Source organism: Acidovorax sp. 1608163 (assembly GCF_003669015.1).
Taxonomy (GTDB): domain Bacteria; phylum Pseudomonadota; class Gammaproteobacteria; order Burkholderiales; family Burkholderiaceae_C; genus Acidovorax.
The window spans coordinates 2,523,312-2,540,833 of sequence record NZ_CP033069.1 but is presented as its reverse complement, the minus strand read 5'-3'; the positions used below and the strand labels follow the sequence as shown (position 1 = coordinate 2,540,833).

The following is a 17,522-nucleotide window of genomic DNA, read 5'->3' as shown; positions in this document are numbered from 1 at the left end:
TCTCAATTTGAAAGGTGTTTCTGTGTACAAGCGTTCTTTGCTGCAATCTGCCCTCGCATTGGCCCTGGCTGCCGGTTTTGTGACAGGCGCCTCGGCCCAGGACAAGCCTGTGAAGATTGGCGTGACCGGCGGCCCCCACGCGCAGATTTTTGAAGTGGTGAAGAAGGTTGCTGAAAAAGACGGCCTGAAGATCCAGGTCATCGAGTTCAGCGACTATGTGCAGCCCAACGCCGCACTGGCCTCGGGCGACCTGGACGCCAACAGCTACCAGCACAAGCCTTACCTGGACCAGCAAGTCAAAGACCGTGGCTACAAGTTCGTCTCTGCTGGCTACACCGTCAATTTCCCCATCGGCATCTATTCCAAGAAGGTCAAGAGCCTGGACGAACTGAAGTCGGGCGCCAAGTTTGGTATCCCTAACGACCCCACCAATGGCGGCCGCGTGCTGCTGGTGCTGCAAGACAAGGGACTGATCAAGCTGCGCCCTGAAGCGGGCCTGAAGGCCACGCCCCTGGACGTGACCGACAACCCCAAGAAGATCAAGTTTGTGGAGCTGGATGCCGCCCAACTGCCCCGTTCGCTGGACGACCTGGACGCCTCGGCCATCAACACCAACTACGCCCTGTCTGCCGGCCTGAACCCTGGCAAGGACGCCATTGCCCAGGAAAGCGCCAAGAGCCCTTACGTCAACCTGATCGCCGTGCGCGAAGCTGACAAGGACAAGCCTTGGGTGGGCAAGCTGGTCAAGGCTTACCACTCGGAAGAAGTGCGCAAGTTCATCCAGACCGAGTTCAAGGGCGCTGTGATCCCTGGCTTCTAAGCCGCTGGGTGGATCGCACCCATCTGGAAATCAAAGCGGGCCTCGGCCCGCTTTTTTTATGGGCCTGCGGGCAACCAGCCATGGGGTTTGGCTTGCCGCCCTGAAAACCCGGACACCGTCATCATGTAAGCTTATGTAAACGCATGGCTTAACCTGAATGGAGAGCTGTTTGCCGATGCAGATGCGGATGCCCCAAGCTGAGAAGTGGCTGGTTGCTGGCTGTACAGCCCTGACGGTAGGGCTGTTCGCCGCTGCATTGCTGGCGTCTGACCGTGCCGCCCAGGTTTTTTTCGATAACGCCAGCTGGACGCTGGCGTTTTTGCTTTCGGCCTTTTTGGCGTGGCGGGGCAGGGTGCAGGCGTCGGTGATGGACCACAGCCTGCACAACGGGTTGCTGCTGGGGGCGCTTTTGATTCTGGCGGGGCAGTTGATGTGGAATGTGCAGGTGGCCACGGACTGGAACCCGTTCCCTTCGCCTGCCGATGCTTTATTTTTGGCCGCAGGGCCCGTGTGGGCGCTGACGGTGATGCGCGTGACCTTTCAGCGTATTGCGCCCGACCGGGTCTACCCCGCATCACTGGACTTTGGTGGCGCTGTTCTGGCCCTGCTGGCCGTGACGCTGGTGGTGTATGTGCCCAGTGGCGAGTTGAACACCCTGTTGGTGGGCGCGGTGATGGTGCTGTACCCCGTGAGCTTTCTCACGGCGGCCAGTGTCACGGCGCTGGCGGTGCCCAGCGTGGGGGTGCGCTGGCGGCTCTCGCATGGGCTCATCATTGCGGGCATGGTGTGCTACGGGCTCAGCTGGATGCACTGGAACCTGCTGGCGCTGCATGGCGAGCTGGCGCCGGGCAGCTGGTTCAACGGCTTGTTCTCGCTGGCTGCGCTGGCCCTGGGCTGGGGGGCGCGGTATTTTCAGGCCGAGTTGAGCAACGACGCAGCCTACCGCCACCGCTGCGAGCAGGTGGTGAACCTGGTGCCCCTGGCCACCATGCTGATGGCCAGTGCAACGCTGTGGCTGCTGTTTGCGGCGGCTGGCGCGCGCAGTGTGGTGTACGCCTTGATTTTGGGCTGCTGCCTGTTGGTGCTGGTGCTGGCGGCCCTGCGCCAGGCCATTGTGGTGAGCCTGCTGGACCGCTTGCGCATGGCCGAGGCGGCCATTTTGCGCAACGAAGAGCAGCTCTATCACGTCGCTCACTTCGACATGCTGACGGGCCTGCCCAACCGCCGTTACTTTGAAGACGCGCTCGACCAGGCCGTGCAACTGGCGGTGCAGCAGGGCCCCCAGAGCGGGCAGTGCGTGGCGGTGCTGCTGCTGGATCTGGACCACTTCAACAACGTGAACGAAACTTTTGGCCATCGCACGGGCGACAAGCTGCTGGTGGAGGCCGCCAAGCGCATTGCCGATCATTTGCAAGGGCGCGGCTTTCTGGCGCGGCTGGGTGAGGACGAGTTCATGGTCATGCTTGCGCGCTCGCACACCCGCAACGAGGTCGCGCAGCTGGCCGCTTCGCTGGTCGAGAGCTTCACGCAGCCCTGGCAGCTGCCGGGCGTGGGCGCGCAGTTTGTGGGGGCCAGCATTGGCATCAGTTTGTTCCCTGACGATGCCCCTGATGCTGTCACTTTGGTGCGTAACGCTCACACGGCTTTGAATGCCATCAAGGAGGCAGGGCGCGGCACCTACCGCTTTTATATCGACGAGTTCACCCGACAGGCACAGGGCCGCCAGGCGTTGCGCCGCCGCTTGCACCAGGCGTTGCAGGCCGGAGAGCTGAGCCTGGAGTACCAGCCGCAGGTAGACAGGCGCCAGCAACTGGTGGGGGTGGAGGCGCTGATGCGTTGGCGCCTGGACGGGCGCATGGTGCCGCCCGATGAGTTCATCCCCATTGCCGAGGCCAGTGGCCTCATCGTGCCGCTGGGGCGCTGGGTGTTTGAGACCGCCTGCCGCCAGGCCGCAGTGTGGGACGCTGCGGGCTTCGTGGTGCCGGTGATCTCGGTGAACATCTCCACCATCCAGCTGCGCGAGCCGCAGTTTGCCCAGTCGCTGCTGGCCCTGGTGCATGAGGCCGGGCGCGCACCCGCTGATTTCGTGCTGGAGATCACCGAGTCAGAGCTGTTGGACGAATCCTTGTATGCCGCCGCCGTGGATTTGCGGCACATGGGGTTTGCTTTGTCGATTGACGACTTTGGCACCGGCCATTCATCGCTCATCAAGCTCAAGCGCTTGCCTGTGGGTGAGCTGAAGATCGACAAGGCGTTTGTCAGCGACATCTGCGAAGACGCCAACGACCGCGAGATTTGCGCCACCGTGCATGCCCTGGCCCGCACCCTGCAACTGGAGGTGGTGGCCGAGGGCGTGGAGACACAGGCGCAGTTTGACCTGCTGGTGGGCATGGGCTGCCACCGGTTTCAGGGGTGGTTGTTTGCCAAAGCCCAGCCGCCCGAGACCTTGCAGGCGCAGTGGCTGCAACGTGCCGGAGCCCGGCAGCCCCCGCAGGGGGATGAGCACGATGCGATGGATGCCTGTATTTGAGGTTTGGGATAAAAAATGCCCCTGGCGCTTGCAGATAAAGCGCTAGCAGCTATTGTTTTGATAGTAATTGCATGGCGGTTTCTGCCCCCGCCTAGTGGCTCAGGCCCGGCCCACCACCTGCTGCCTGCCACGGGACTTGGCCTCGTACACCAGCGCATCGGCGCGTGCCAGCAAGGCGCTGGTGTTTTCCCCCGCCCGGTAGGCCGTGACCCCAAAGCTGGCGCTGATGGTCAGCGGCGGAACGCTGCCCCCGGCAGGGCGAGCCATGCGCGCTGACTCCAGGGGCTGCTCGGGCAGGCTGCGGCACAGGCGCTGGGCGGTGGCCATGGCGGCGTCCAGCTCGGTTTCTGGCAGTACCACCACAAACTCTTCACCACCGTAGCGCGCCACCCAGTCCACCCCATGGCGCAGGCTGGCGCTGACATGGCTGGCCGCATTGCGCAGCACCTCGTCGCCCAGGGCATGGCCATGGGCGTCGTTGAACTGCTTGAAGTGGTCGATGTCCATGAAGATCACCGACAAAGCCCGGCCATAGCGCTGGGCACGGTCGATTTCTGCGGGCAGCCTGTCTTGCAGCGCGCGCCGGTTGAAGGTGCCCGTGAGCCCATCGGTGACAGACAGGTGCCGAATCTCCTCCAGCAGCCGCTCCAGCTGCTCGGTGCGCTCGGCCACCAGGTCATCCAGGTTGTGGATGTGCTGTTGCAGCGCTGTCTGTAGTTTGATGACGCCCGTCTCCAGCTGGTCGATTTCATCACTGTGGGCCTGGGGCGGGCGGTTCAGCCGCAGCGGGGTGGTCAGGTGGCGAGGGCAAACGTCGTTGGCAAATTCGGCCACGGTTGACAGCGGCTTTTGCAGCAGCTGTTTGAGCATGAAGGCCATCAGCGCGCAAATGCCTGCGGTGAGCAGGCTGTAGCCCAGCAAAATGCGCAGCCCCTCGGCACGCAGCCCTTGCCACAGGTAGTCGGGGTTGCCGGTGAGCTCCAACACCCCCAGCGCTGGCGCACCCTGGGCGGGCTGGGGTGGCAGGATGGCAATCTGGCGCGACACCCCCTGGGCGAGCAGGGCGGGGTTGCCTGCCTCAAAGCGCTGGCCACCCGCTGCTTGCAGGCGTGCGTAGCCAATCTCTGGCTTCTGGGCAATGCGCTGCAGTTGCGCGGCAATAGCCTGGGTTTCTATGTCCCACAGCGCCACGGCCAGCAGCGGCACGCTGGTGTTGGCCACATCGTTGATCGCCATCTCAAACTGCTTTTGGTGCTGGGCGCGCAGCAGCCAGCTTTGCACGCCAAACACCAGCAACGTGCACAACACCGCCAGCACGATGGTGCGGCGGATGAGCACACTGGCAATGGAGCGGAATGGGCGCTGGGGCATGTGGGGCATCAAAGCAGCTGGGCAAAGCCGAACTGGTAGCGTTGAACGGTGGGGTTGAGCACCTTGCTGTAGGGGCGCACGTCCAGCCGATCAAACCCCTGGCCAAAGCGCTGCTGGTAGCGGCGGGCCATGGCCGGGGTGAACAGCGTGAACATGGGGCGCTCCAACTCCAGCCCCTCGCTCGCAAAGTCGCGGCCATGGTGGTAGTCGTACAGCATCACCAGCGCCCAGGCACCGGCGATGAAATGGCCACCCGCCAGCGCCGCCAGTTGGCCGCTGCGCAGGCTTTGCAGCGCTTGCAGTGAGGTATTGACCGAGCTGAACCAGACGGTGCGGCCCGGCTGCCCTGCGCCAGCGGCGACGAGTGCATCCATGGCGCCAAAGGCCATCAGGTCGCTGCCGGTCCACACCAGCCGGGCCTGGGGGTGGCGCTGCAGCAGCCAGCCCATTTGCTCTTGCGCCTTGGCGCGTGACCAGCCCGCGTACACGGTTTGCTCCAGCACCACATCGGGGGCTTGCCGCACAGCGCGCTGCATGCCCTCGTTGCGCTGGATGGATGAGTTGGTGGATCGGTCTCCGGCAATGGCCAGCAGGTGCAGCTTGCCGTCGGGGCCATGGGCGCGCATGGCGCGGCCTTTGGCCATCAGCGCTTGGGCGGTGAGGTAGCCTGCGTCTTGTGCGCGGGGCTCCAGCGAGCCGATCCAGTCCTTGAACTGCTCCCGTGGGCCTCCGTGTTGCACGCGCTCTGGGGTGGTGAGCGTGCTGAACGCCATGAAGCTGCGAATGCCCGTCCCATCAAAAATGCGCAGCAGCTCCGGGCCCGTGCCGTAGTCGTTGGTCAGGATCACGTAGTCCGGCCGCTCTGCGGCGGGGCGTGCGGCGATGGCTTTGGCGATGTTGAACACGCTCAGGTGCTGGCGCTCGGCAAACTGCTCTTCCAGCCGCATTCCCAGGCTGCGCGATGCGGCGTGCATGGATTCGCTCACCGTGCGCCAAAAAGGCTCGTCTTTCTTGCCCGGATTGATGAACGCAATCGTTTGCGCTTGCGCCCACAGCGGCAGGCAGCACATGCAGCACAGCAGCCATCGACGCAGAAACATACAAGCCAATCTCAAGTCCCAGAAGGGCTACCAAGACGCCTTTGCAGCCGTTGACGGGCCAAAGCACCTCGGGTCACCCTGAAAACCGCACGCCAACAAGCCAAAGTGCCTGGAGCGTGTCATGCCGAATTTACATTAATACACAAATGTCTCGGCTTGGGTCAGCGACCGGACAGACTTGAAGATTGTTTGCAATCCTGCAGTGGGCGCAAAAAAGCCCCGGCTTCCTGGGCACGCATGGTGCGTTGCCAGGAAGCCGGGGCTGCAGAGCGCTGTGCGCAGGGGCACTGTGCGCTGTTTCGGGCCGGTCAGGCGGCGGTGTGCGTGCTGATTTGCTGGGCCACAGCGGCCAACGCCTGGGCCTTGGCGTCAGGGCCCATGGAGACCCCTTCAGCGCGCACAAAGCGCACGTCGGTCACGCCAAAGAAGCCCATTACGGTTTGCAGGTAGCTTTCCTGGTGTTCCATGGCGCGGCCACCTTCGCTGGTGGAGTACACACCGCCACGGGCCGAGGCAATGATCACGATCTTGCCCTTGGCCAGGCCTTCGGGGCCGTTGGCGCCGTACTTGAAGGTGCGGCCGGGCTGGGCGAGGCGGTCAATCCAGGCCTTGAGCTGGGTGGGGATGCCGAAGTTGTAGAACGGGGCGCCAATCACCACCACGTCTGCCGCCAGGAACTGGCTCACCAGTTGTTCGGACACAGCGTTTTCGCGCAATTGGGCTTCGCTCAGGCCATCGGTCTGGCCGGTGCGGGGGGCCATGGCGTCCATGGTGAAGTGGTTGGGGGCACTGGCCACCAGGTCCAGGTAGCTCACCTGGGTGTTGGGGTGGCTGGCCTTCCAGGCATCCACCACCTGGGCAGTGAGCTGGCGAGAAACCGAGGCGGCGCCGGCGATAGACGAGTCGATGTGAAGCAATTGCATGGTGTTTTCCGTGATGTCGATGGTGGATGCCGCCAGACTTTGCGGCCATGGGTGAATTGTGATGGGGCTCACAAAGATTGATAAGCTGCCGCAAATGCGATAGATTGTTCTAAAAATGGAACAATCGGAGTGAGTGCATTGGGGCTGTGCGCGTGACTTTGCAAGCCGCAATACATGCTCCCTGCGCTTGATTCCTTGGCTTTTCAACCCTTGTGGACGGCTGGCCCATGCAAGACCTGAACGACATGCTGTACTTTGCCGAGGTGGTCGAGCGCGGTGGCTTTGCGGCCGCCGGGCGGGCCCTGGGCATCCCCAAGTCGCGCCTTTCGCGCCGGGTGTCTGATCTGGAAGCCCACCTGGGTGTGCGCCTGCTGCAGCGCACCACGCGCAAGCTCTCGCTGACCGAGGTGGGCGAGGCCTATTTGCGGCACTGCCAGGCCATGCGCGAATCGGCCCAGGCCGCAGCCGACACCGTGGCCCAGGTGCAAACCGAGCCGCGTGGCACGGTGCGCGTGAGCTGCCCCGTCACGCTGGCCCAAACCGTGTTGGCCGAGCTGATGCCCGCGTTCTTGGCGCAGCACCCGCTGGTGCGGGTGGAGATGCAGGTGAGCAACCGGGCGGTGAATGTGGTGGAGGAGGGGATCGACGTGGCGCTGCGGGTGCGCCCTTCGCTGGAGGACAGTGCCAGCATGGTCGTCAAACGGCTGGACCGGGCCACGCAGGTGCTGGTGGCCAGCCCGGATTTGCTGATCCGCCAAGGCACCCCTCAAACCCTGGAGGACCTCGCCCGCATTGACAGCATTGCCATGTCCGCCCCTGACGGGCGCGCCACCTGGAGCCTGATTGGCCCAGGCGGCGTGCACCAGGTGGTGCACTACACACCGCGCTATGTGGCCGACGATTTGCTCACGCTCAAGTTTGCTGCGCTGGCTGGCACGGGCATTTGCTGGCTGCCCGACTACATGTGCCAGGAGGAAATGCGCGAGCGCCGCCTGGTGCGCGTGCTGCCCGACTGGGCGCCACCGCCAGCCATCGTGCACGCGGTGTTTGCCTCGCGCCGGGGTCTGTCGCCTGCAGTGCGGCGCTTTCTGGACTACCTGGGCGAGACCATGCCGGGGCGCAACAGCCTGGCCACCCGTGCCGATTTGCAGGGCCTGGAGGGCGCCGGTATCTGAGCGGGGGCTGCGCTTGCCGCGCCATGAGGGGCTTGGCAAGCGGATTGTTGCCAGCGTTGTTCTGGGTCTTATTGCGTGGCGTGGGGCTGTTTTGGCGGCACAATGCAACCAATTGAAACCGTATCGAAGGGCGTCTCCATGTCCGCTTCGGTGTCTGCACGCCAACCTGCCGTGACCTCTCATTTGATCGACCAAGACATCCAGAAGGCCCGGGCGCATCCCAGCGTGCGGGCGATTGTGATTCCGCCATGCCCCGAGTCACTGGTGCGCCTGCAAGAGATCATTGCCGCGCCCGAGCTGGACTCCGCCGCCATGGAGCAGTTGGCGTCTTCGGACGTTGCCATGGCTGCCGCCTTGATCCGCACCGCCAACAGCCCCCTTTATGCCCTGGCGCAACCCGTGCAAACCGTGGGTATGGCCCTGACGGTGCTGGGCCTGCAACCCTCGGTGGAGTTGTTGTCTGCCTTCATCACCCGCAATGCGCTGCATGTGCGCACGCCGCTGCTGGAGCATTTTTGGGAAAGCTCGCAGCGCAAGGCCATTGCTTGCGAGCACATTGGCCGCCAGCTCTACAGCTTTGACCCAGGGCTGGGCTACAGCTTTGGGCTGTTTTGCCATGTGGGCATGCCCGTGCTGGTGAAGGCGGTGCGAGGCTACGCCGGCACCGTGACCGAAGCCCTGGCCCGCAAAGACCGCACTTTCACCCAGACCGAGAACGCATCCCACCGCACCGACCATGCGGTGATGGGCGCCATCGTGGCGCGCACCTGGCACCTGCCGCCCGAGGTGGCGCAGGCCATCTGGTTGCACCACGACTTTGCCTGCCTGAACGATGAGCGGTTTGACGCGACCGTGCGGCACTTGGTCGCCCTGGGCTTGCTGGCCGAGTTTCTGGTCAACCACCACGAAAACCTTTCACCCACGCGCGAGTGGCAGCAACACGGCCAGGCCTGCATGGAGCACCTGCACGTAACGCAGGACGAGTTGGACCACTGGATTGACGAGCTGTACGCCGCCTTTGAAGGCGTGATGCAGTAGCCGCTTCGCTCCCCCTTGCCTGGCAGGCATGGGCGGAGGGCCCGCCAAAGCAAACGGCCTGCGTTGTGTAACGCAGGCCGTTTCGGTTTTGGGGGCGTAGAAGGGCGTTTACAGCTTTTTCACCAGCACCTGGCTCTTGCGGTCCCAGTTGTATTTGCGCTTGCGGGCATCGGGCAGCCAGTCGGGGTCCACGGGCTGGAAGCCGCGTTTGATGAACCAGTGCATGGTGCGGGTGGTCAGCACAAAAATGCTTTCCAGCCCCATGGCGCGGGCGCGCTGTTCGATACGCTTGAGCAGCTTTTCGCCGTCGCCCGTACCCTGGCTTTGGGGCGATACGGTGACCGCAGCCATTTCGGCTGTTTTGGCCTCGGGGTAGGGGTACAGCGCGGCGCAGCCAAAAATCACGCCGTCGTGGTCGATGATGGTGTAGGTGGCAATGTCGCGCTCGATCTCGGTGCGGTCACGCTTGACCAGCGTGCCGTCTTTTTCAAACGGCTCAATCAACTGCAGGATGCCGCCCACATCGTCAATCGTGGCTTCGCGCAGTTCCTCGAGCTTTTCGTCGATGACCATGGTGCCGATGCCATCGTGCACATACACCTCCAGCAGCAGCGACCCGTCCACCGAGAACGGCAGAATGTGGCTGCGCTCCACCCCGGCTTTGCAGGCCTTGACGCAGTGCTGCAGGTAAAAGCCGGTGTCTGACGGTACCTGGGCGCTGGGCAACTGCGCCAGCAGGGCCTGGGCTGCGGCCAGTGGCAGCTCGGTGTCGATGGGGTTGTCTTCGCTCTCGGGCTCGCCGGGCTGCATGCGGATGCCAGGCACTTCGGTCAAGAAGATCAGCTTGTCGGCCTGCAGCTCAATCGCCACGCTGGTGGCCACTTCTTCCATGCTCAGGTTGAAGGCCTCGCCGGTGGGTGAAAAGCCAAAGGGCGAAAGCAGCACCAGCGCGCCCATGTCCAGTGTGCGGGTGATGCCCGCCACATCCACCTTACGCACCAGGCCTGAGTGCTGAAAATCCACCCCATCCACAATGCCCACGGGCCGTGCGGTGAGGAAGTTGCCCGAAATGACGCGCACCGTAGCGCCTGCCATGGGCGTGTTGGGCAGCCCCTGGCTGAAGGCGGCTTCAATTTCGTAGCGCAGTTGGCCTGCGGCTTCCTGGGCGCAGTCCAGCGCCACCGAATCGGTGATGCGGATGCCGTGCGAATACTTGGCCGCATGCCCCTTGGCGGCCAGCTGCTCGTTCACCTGGGGCCTGAAGCCGTGTACCAGAACGATCTTGACGCCCATGGCCTGGATCAGCGCCAAGTCTTGCGCAATGTTGTGCAGCTTGCCCGCCGCAATCGCCTCACCCGTCAGCCCGATCACAAAGGTCTGGTTGCGAAACTTGTGGATGTAAGGCGCCACAGAGCGAAACCAGGGCACGAAAGTGAAGTTGAAAACAGCGGACATGGCAGTGGGACGGGGCCTCAGGGTGGGAGCATGGCAGACGGCGAAAGGCGACCGCTCTGGGTCGCCAAGTCGCGCATCATAAGCATGCAAAGCAAGTTTGTGCGTGACAAACCGCTCATTGCGCCGCGCACTGGCCCTGAAATTGGGCCAGCCGCTGCGCAAAGGGCTCCAGCACCAGCGTCTCATCCGCCCCCACCGGGGCACTGGAGCGAATCTGCAGCCCTTGGGCCCACAGCAGTTGCTGCATCTCGGTCTGGACGATCATGCCGTGCTCCATCAGCGCACTGACCAGGGCGTTGAGCGCTGCCTGGTGTTCGCTCAGCAGTGCTTGCGCACGCTGGTACTGCGTTTGCAGCAGGGCTTCAATCGCAGCGTTGCTGGGCGCCACATCGGTGTTGATGTGGTTGTCCATTTCCAGCGTCACATCGGTGCGGCTGATGCGGCCATCAAAACCCAGGTGCCTGACATAGCGGGCAGCTTCCGCCGTGACCTGCTTGTAGTCCTGCTCGGCGCCCGTGGTGCAGGCCATCTCGCCAAACACCATGGCTTCGGCCACGCGCCCGGCAAGGCCCACGCACATCATGTCCAGTGCGTTTTGCCGCGTGGTGACCTTCAGGCCCGCAAAGCTGTTGTAGCCACCTTCGAACGAGGCAATGTTGATCTTGACCTCTTGCGGCGCCTGGCCAAACAACAGGCAGTACACCAGTGCATGGCCCGCCTCGTGCACCGCCAGCAGCGCCCGAAAATCGGCATTGGCCCGCTGCTTGAGCCGGTTCAGCTCCAAAGAGACTGCAAAGCGGCTCTCTTGCTCGGTTCCGCTCGCGTCCCGCCCGGACACCCGCAATTCGCGCTTGTCTGGGCTCAGGCCAATGGCAAAGGTCTGGGCCAGGGGCAATTGTTGTTCCAGCACCCACAGCGCCGCGTTCACCAGGTTGGCGCTGAGGATGGCGTGCACCGAAGAAAACAGCGGCCGCGTGCCCTGCGCCGGAAACACTGCGTTGGCGTACAGCTCATCGCGCAGGTCTTGCCCGATGTGGAACTGCACACCACATTGGGCGGCAATGTCGTGCACATAGCGGTGGCACAGATTCTGGATGAGGCGCTCGTACGTGGCTTTGCTGAACGAGGGGTAGATCACATGCTCGTTGCCCAGCCGCGCAATTTGCTCGGGCTTGAAGCGTTCGCCCAGCGCCTTTTTCACGTCAATGAGCGAGAGCTTGCGGGTCAGGCGGTGAAAGATGTCGGCGTCGGTGTCGCAGTCTTCCACCCGCTGTGCGGTCTCGTGGTACATCTCGTCCAGGTTGCCGCACACAAACACCAGCAGCTTGCTGTAGTCCGTCTCCCAGGCCTGGCTGGACTGCTGGAAGCGGGCGTAGAGCGACTGCACCTTGCCGGAGGGCCACTGCATGATCTCGCCCAGGGGCTCTTGCAGCTTGAGCATGCGTTTGAGTTCCTGCGCGTCCCATGCGTCCAGCTGAAAGCGGTAGGCGGCCTTGCCCGTGCGTTTTTCGTCCTCCTCGTCCTCGGCCCGCTCTGCGTCGTACTGGGCATCGGCCAGCTTGCGCTCAATGTTGGACAGCGCGCTGAGCGCAGGTGGCAGGCGCCCGTCTGACAGCAGCGTCCACACGTCCTGGTAGCGCTCCACCTTCACATCCCCACCTTTGGTATCCACTGTGCGAAAGCGCTGGAACTCGTCCAGCACCAGCATGCCTGGCGCGCCTTCGTGGATGCCGGAGTCACTCAGCATGCCTGAGATGGTGGAGCTGCGGTAGCTGGCGCCGTGGCTGAAGCCATCCATCTGCACTTCAACAAAGCGGTCGTAAAAGCCCAGCAGCTGGGCCAGGCGCCGCGTGAGCTGGGTCTTGCCCGTGCCTGTCAGTCCCCACAGGCAGACGATGACCGGGCGGCTGATGAGCTGCGGCAGCACGTACCAGGCGCGGATGGCGTCGATGACACGGTCAATCACATCGTCGATGCCAAACAGCTCTGCCTTGAGCTGCGCAGCGGCATGGGCCAGGGTTTGCTGGCGCAAGGCCAGCGTGGCTGTAGTAGGTGGGTTGTGCGAGATGGGCTGGCCAGATGGGTCGGATGGGGCGGATGGACCCAGGACAGCTTGGGCTGCCGCAGCACCTGCCTTTGCCTGTGCCGCCCCTGCGGGCTGGTGAGGGCCGAAGCCCTGGGTGAGCCGCCCCTGCAGCCCGTGGGCTGCGTGCAAGAGCGACCCGTTGGAGTACGGATTCGGTTCAGTCATTGAATATCTGGTTTTGAATCGCCTTGCGCAAGGCGACGTTGTCCGCACGGCGCTGGGCCCCACGGGTTCGGATGTGCTTGCCCGCTGCACTGGACAGGCTGCGTTGGGCCATGGCGGCGGCCACAGGGTTTCGGGGCGGGCCCGAGGCTTCGAGTTTCAGCACCAGGGGCTGCTTCATGCGGCGCAGCTTTTTGATTTCACCCTGGGCGTAGGCCCGAGACAGTTTTTTTGCACTCATACGTTGTGCGTTCCACAAACAAAAAACCCCGGCGATGTAGCCAGGGCTTGTGGAGCGCAAACGAAAGCGCTGAGCCGTGGCTGAACTGAGTGTGCACAGTCCAGCCGGGGCGGTGGACTGTGGTCAGGTGTGTGCGAAGAAGTTGGCAGACATATCGGGACCTCCAGTGCTTTCAGCGCCGTGCCGGGGTGGCAGGCTTTGCTTGAAAGAAGGCGCGATTGTGGCGGCGCAGTGCCTTGCCTGCAAGCCAAATGGCCCGAGCGAGGCTAAAAATGTCGCGCCAAACGCACAAAACGGAAGGGCAGGGCGCCTTGGCACAGGGGCGTGCTGCCGATAATGCGGGGCTATGTCTTCTTCTGATCCGCGTTTGTCCGAGTCTTCCCCCGCTTCCGCCCCGCCTGCTGCCCAGTCCGCAGCCCCTCTACGCATCGAATTCCCCGAATCCCTGCCCGTGTCGGGCAAGCGCGACGAGATCATGGAGGCCATCACCCAGCACCAGGTCATCATCGTGTGCGGCGAAACCGGCTCGGGCAAGACCACCCAGCTGCCCAAGATTGCACTGGCGCTGGGCCGTGGCAAGTGCAATGCCAAGCCGGGACAGAAAGGGCAGCTGATTGGCCACACCCAGCCGCGCCGCATTGCCGCCAGCAGCGTGGCCAAGCGCATTGCCGAAGAGCTGAAAACGCCACTGGGGGACGTGGTGGGCTTCAAGGTGCGGTTCCAGGACCGCCTGAGCCGGGATGCCTCCGTCAAGCTCATGACCGACGGCATCTTGCTGGCCGAGACGCAGACCGATCCTCTGCTCAAGAATTACGACACCATCATCATCGACGAGGCGCACGAACGCAGCCTCAACATTGACTTCCTGCTGGGCTACATCCGCCAGATCCTGCCGCGCCGACCGGACCTCAAGGTCATCGTCACGTCGGCCACCATCGATGCTGACCGGTTCGCAAAGCACTTTGAAAGTGCCAAGGGTCCAGCACCGGTCATCATGGTGTCGGGCCGCACCTTCCCGGTGGAGCAACGCTATCGCCCGTTTGAAGACAGCCGCGACTACGGCCTGAACGAGGCCATTGCCGATGGCGTGGACGAACTCTGGCAGGGGAATGCGGCGGGCGACATCCTGGTCTTTTTGCCCGGCGAGCGCGAGATCCGCGAGGCCGCCGACCACCTGCGCAAGCACCTGTCGCACCAGCCCGTAATGCGCAATGCCGAGGTGCTGCCGCTGTTTGCGCGCCTCAGTCAGGCCGAGCAGGACCGCATCTTTGATGGCCACACCGGCCGCCGCATCGTGCTGGCCACCAACGTGGCCGAGACCTCGCTCACCGTGCCTGGAATTCGCTACGTGATTGACGCAGGCACAGCGCGCGTGAAGCGTTACAGCTTCCGCAGCAAGGTGGAGCAGCTGCTGGTGGAGCCCATCAGCCAGGCCGCCGCCAACCAGCGTGCGGGCCGCTGCGGCCGGGTGGCCAACGGCATCTGCATCCGCCTGTACGACGAGGCCGACTTCAACGGCCGCCCGCGTTTTACCGACCCGGAAATCCTGCGTTCATCTCTCGCAGGCGTGATCCTGCGCATGAAGTCGCTGCACCTGGGCGATGTGGTGCAGTTCCCGTTCATCGAGGCGCCCTCGGGCCGTGCGATTGCCGACGGCTACCAGTTGCTGGCCGAGCTGGGTGCGGTGGACGATGCCAACGAGCTGACCCCCATGGGCACGGAGCTGTCGCGCCTGCCGCTCGACCCCCGCGTGGGCCGCATGATCATCGAGGCGCGCGACCGCAAGGCGCTGGAGGAGGTGTTGGTGATTGCCAGTGCCCTGAGCGTGCAGGACGTGCGCGACCGGCCGCTGGAAGCCCAGCAACAGGCCGACCAGGCACACGCCAAGTTCGACGACGACAAGAGCGAGTTCAGCGGCTACCTCAAGCTGTGGAAATGGATCAACGAGGCCCGGGGCGGGGCACCCAGCCTGCCGTCGGCCCGCGCGCAGAAGGCCATGGCCGCGCACAAGGCGCCCTCACAGGCCTTTTTGCCCGTGGCGCAGCGCAGTGGCGGTGGCAGCCCTGTGGCCGCGCCTGCCCCATCCACTGCCGCCCCAGCCGCTACCCATAAGCTGAGCAACCGCCAGTACGAGCAGCTGCTGCGCCAGAACTTCATCAGCATCCGCCGCCTGCGCGAGTGGCGCGACATTCACACCCAACTGCTCACCGTGGTGACCGAGCACAAGTGGCAGATCAACACCCAGCCTGCGAGCTATGAGCAACTGCACCTGTCCATGCTGGCCGGGCTGTTGGGCAACGTGGGCGCCAAGGGCGACGAGGAAGACTGGTACCTGGGCGCGCGGGGCATCAAGTTCTACAAGCACCCCGGTGCGCACCTGAGCAAGAAGCCCGGGCGCTGGATCATCGCGTCGGAGCTGGTCGAGACCACGCGCCTGTTCGGCCGGGGCATTGCCGCCATCGAGCCGCAGTGGCTGGAGCAGATGGGTGGCCATTTGCTGAAGAAGCAGCTGCTGGACCCGCACTGGGAAAAGAAGTCGGCCGAGGTGGTGGCGCTGGAGCGCGCCACGCTGTATGGCATCGTGGTCTACAACAACCGCCGTGTGAACTTCGGCAAGGTCGATCCCTACGCCGCACGCGAGATCTTCATCCGCGAGGCCCTGGTCGGCTGCAACTGGGAGACCAAGCTGCCCTTCCTGGCCGCCAACCAGAAGCTCATTGCCAAGGTCGAAGAGCTGGAGCACAAGTCCCGCCGCCAGGACGTGCTCGTGGACGACGAACTCATCTACGCCTTCTACGACCAGCAACTGCCGCCCGAGGTGTGCAGCGGCCACAGTTTTGAGGCCTGGTACCGCGAGGAAAGTAAAAAGCGGCCCGAGCTGCTCAAGCTCACCCGCGAGGAGCTGATGCGCCACGAGGCCGCAGGCATCACCACCAACGCGTTTCCCAAAACCGTGCGCCTGGGCGGCGTGGACTGCGCCGCCACCTACCTGCACGAGCCCGGCGATGCGCGCGATGGCATCACCGTGACCATCCCGCTCTTCGTGCTCAACCAGGTGAGCGACGAGCGCTGCGAATGGCTGGTGCCCGGCATGCTCAAGGACAAGATCCAGGCGCTGCTCAAGAGCCTGCACCAGCGCCCGCGCAGCCGCTTCGTGCCGCTGCCCGAATCGGCCGCGCGGCTGGCCGAGCTGTTCAACGCGCCCGAGCGCTTTGGCACCGGCAGCCTCACCGATGCGCTGCTCAAGCAGGTGCGCGACGAGACCTCGCTCGACGTGAAGCGCGCCGACTTCAAGCTCGACATGCTCAGCCCGCATCTGTTCATGAACTTCCGCGTTGTCGATGAACACGGCCGCCAGCTCGGCCATGGCCGCAACCTGGGCGCCCTCAAGGCCGAATGGGGTGCCAAGGCGCGCGGTGCGTTCCAGGCGCTGGCAGGTCTGAAGTTGGGTGCTGTGGCTGCACACAGCGAGAAATCTGAATCAAATATGCCCCCAGCGCTTGATAATAAAGCGCAAGAAGCTATCAAATCAGGAGTAAAAGGCGCAAACCCCGTCTCGACAAAACCGGCAAGCGCTGCGCCATCGGCCCCGGCAGGCCAGCGTTACACGAGCTGGACGTTTGGTGAGCTGCCTGAGCTCATGGAGATCAAGAAGGGCGGGCAGACGCTGGTGGGCTTCCCTGCGCTGATTGATGGCGGCGATGGCGTCACCATCGAGGTCTTCGATGAACCCGAGGTGGCCGCCGCCAAACACCGCGCGGGCCTGCGCCGTCTGTTTGCGCTGCAGATCAAGGACGCGCTCAAGTACCTCGAAAAGAACATCCCCGACCTGCAGAAGATGGCCGTGGCCTACATGCCGCTGGGGACGCAGGAAGAGTTGCGCACCCAGATCATCGACGTGGCGCTGGACCGCGCCTTTTTGCTCGACCCCCTGCCCACCGATGAGTTCGACTTCAAACGCCGCGTGGAAGAAGGGCGAGGGCGCCTGACCTTGATCGCCAACGAAGTCGCGCGCCTGGCCGCCACCATCCTCACCGAATACGCGGCAGCCGCCCGCAAGATCAAGGACACCAAGAACGCGCCTGACGCGACAGCGGACGCCTTGCAGCAACTGCAACGCCTGGTGCCTAAGAACTTCATCGCCGTGGCGCCGTGGGCGCAGCTGGCCCACTACGCGCGCTACCTCAAGGCCATCACCCTGCGCCTGGACAAATACCGCGCCGACCCCGCCCGCGATGCCGCCAAGCTGGCCGAGCTGCGCCCGCAAGAGCAGCGCTACTGGCGCCTGGTGGCCGAGCGCAAGGGTGCGGTGGATGCGCGCATGCAAGAGCTGCGCTGGCTGCTGGAGGAGTTGCGTGTGAGCTTCTTTGCGCAAGAGCTGCGCACACCCCAGCCGGTGAGCGTGAAGCGGCTGGACAAGCTGTGGGCGCAGATCCAGAGCTGATATTGCGTCGGTTTTCTGTGGCCTGGGGACGGCCTGCTTTTCGCCACTGTTTGACCACAGCGAAGACCGCAGTGCGCGCGTGCGGCAAGGGCTGACGCAGGCCGCAGTATCGCTTGCGGTCACCTTGGCGACGCAGGCGCGGGGCATCCCCCATTGCTCCCCACTGGCGAGGCCTCT

Annotated in this window: 11 protein-coding genes; 5 read left to right on the top strand and 6 right to left on the bottom strand. The window is 64.0% G+C overall.

From position 1 onward, the window contains the following. Nucleotides 1–22 precede the first annotated feature (22 nt). Complete coding sequence (locus EAG14_RS11315) at nt 23–820, top strand: MetQ/NlpA family ABC transporter substrate-binding protein (RefSeq protein WP_099741035.1); 798 nt, start codon at nt 23–25, stop codon at nt 818–820. 187 nt (nt 821–1,007) lie between these two features. Further along, nucleotides 1,008–3,350: a bifunctional diguanylate cyclase/phosphodiesterase gene (locus EAG14_RS11310; RefSeq protein ID WP_121730430.1), complete on the top strand. Its 2,343-nt coding sequence runs from the start codon at nt 1,008–1,010 to the stop codon at nt 3,348–3,350. Nucleotides 3,351–3,449: 99 nt separating this feature from the next. On the opposite strand, the gene EAG14_RS11305 is transcribed toward EAG14_RS11310, so the two are convergent. From EAG14_RS11305 to EAG14_RS11295, 3 genes are all read right to left on the bottom strand, one after another. Next, nucleotides 3,450–4,721 carry a sensor domain-containing diguanylate cyclase gene (locus EAG14_RS11305; protein ID WP_162995972.1) on the bottom strand — a complete coding sequence of 424 codons (1,272 nt, stop codon included), beginning with the start codon at nt 4,719–4,721 and terminating at the stop codon, nt 3,450–3,452. Between the two features lie 8 nt (nt 4,722–4,729). Then, entirely contained in the window at nt 4,730–5,821 is a 1,092-nt protein-coding gene (locus EAG14_RS11300) for an ABC transporter substrate-binding protein (RefSeq protein ID WP_240456757.1), read from the bottom strand. 308 nt (nt 5,822–6,129) lie between these two features. Next, the gene (locus EAG14_RS11295) at nt 6,130–6,744 is read right to left on the bottom strand and encodes an FMN-dependent NADH-azoreductase (RefSeq protein WP_099658604.1); all 615 of its coding nucleotides are present in this window, start codon (nt 6,742–6,744) and stop codon (nt 6,130–6,132) included. Nucleotides 6,745–6,971: 227 nt separating this feature from the next. Here EAG14_RS11295 and EAG14_RS11290 point away from each other — a divergent pair, with 227 nt between their 5' ends. Both EAG14_RS11290 and EAG14_RS11285 read left to right on the top strand, forming a co-directional pair. Then, entirely contained in the window at nt 6,972–7,919 is a 948-nt protein-coding gene (locus tag EAG14_RS11290) for a LysR family transcriptional regulator (RefSeq protein WP_099655325.1), read from the top strand. A gap of 171 nt (nt 7,920–8,090) precedes the next feature. Further along, nucleotides 8,091–8,957, top strand: coding sequence for an HDOD domain-containing protein (locus EAG14_RS11285; protein ID WP_233194838.1), 867 nt, complete (start codon nt 8,091–8,093; stop codon nt 8,955–8,957). A gap of 108 nt (nt 8,958–9,065) precedes the next feature. Here EAG14_RS11285 and argA read toward each other — a convergent pair whose 3' ends face one another. From argA to EAG14_RS11270, 3 genes are all read right to left on the bottom strand, one after another. After that, nucleotides 9,066–10,412, bottom strand: coding sequence for an amino-acid N-acetyltransferase (argA, locus tag EAG14_RS11280; RefSeq protein ID WP_121728904.1), 1,347 nt, complete (start codon nt 10,410–10,412; stop codon nt 9,066–9,068). Between the two features lie 115 nt (nt 10,413–10,527). Next, entirely contained in the window at nt 10,528–12,663 is a 2,136-nt protein-coding gene (locus tag EAG14_RS11275) for an AAA family ATPase (RefSeq protein WP_240456756.1), read from the bottom strand. After that, the gene (locus EAG14_RS11270) at nt 12,656–12,901 is read right to left on the bottom strand and encodes a hypothetical protein (RefSeq protein ID WP_099655328.1); all 246 of its coding nucleotides are present in this window, start codon (nt 12,899–12,901) and stop codon (nt 12,656–12,658) included. Before EAG14_RS11270 ends, EAG14_RS11275 begins: the two co-directional genes overlap by 8 nt. A gap of 346 nt (nt 12,902–13,247) precedes the next feature. Here EAG14_RS11270 and hrpA point away from each other — a divergent pair, with 346 nt between their 5' ends. After that, complete coding sequence (hrpA, locus tag EAG14_RS11265; protein WP_371414344.1) at nt 13,248–17,345, top strand: ATP-dependent RNA helicase HrpA; 4,098 nt, start codon at nt 13,248–13,250, stop codon at nt 17,343–17,345. Nucleotides 17,346–17,522 lie beyond the last annotated feature (177 nt).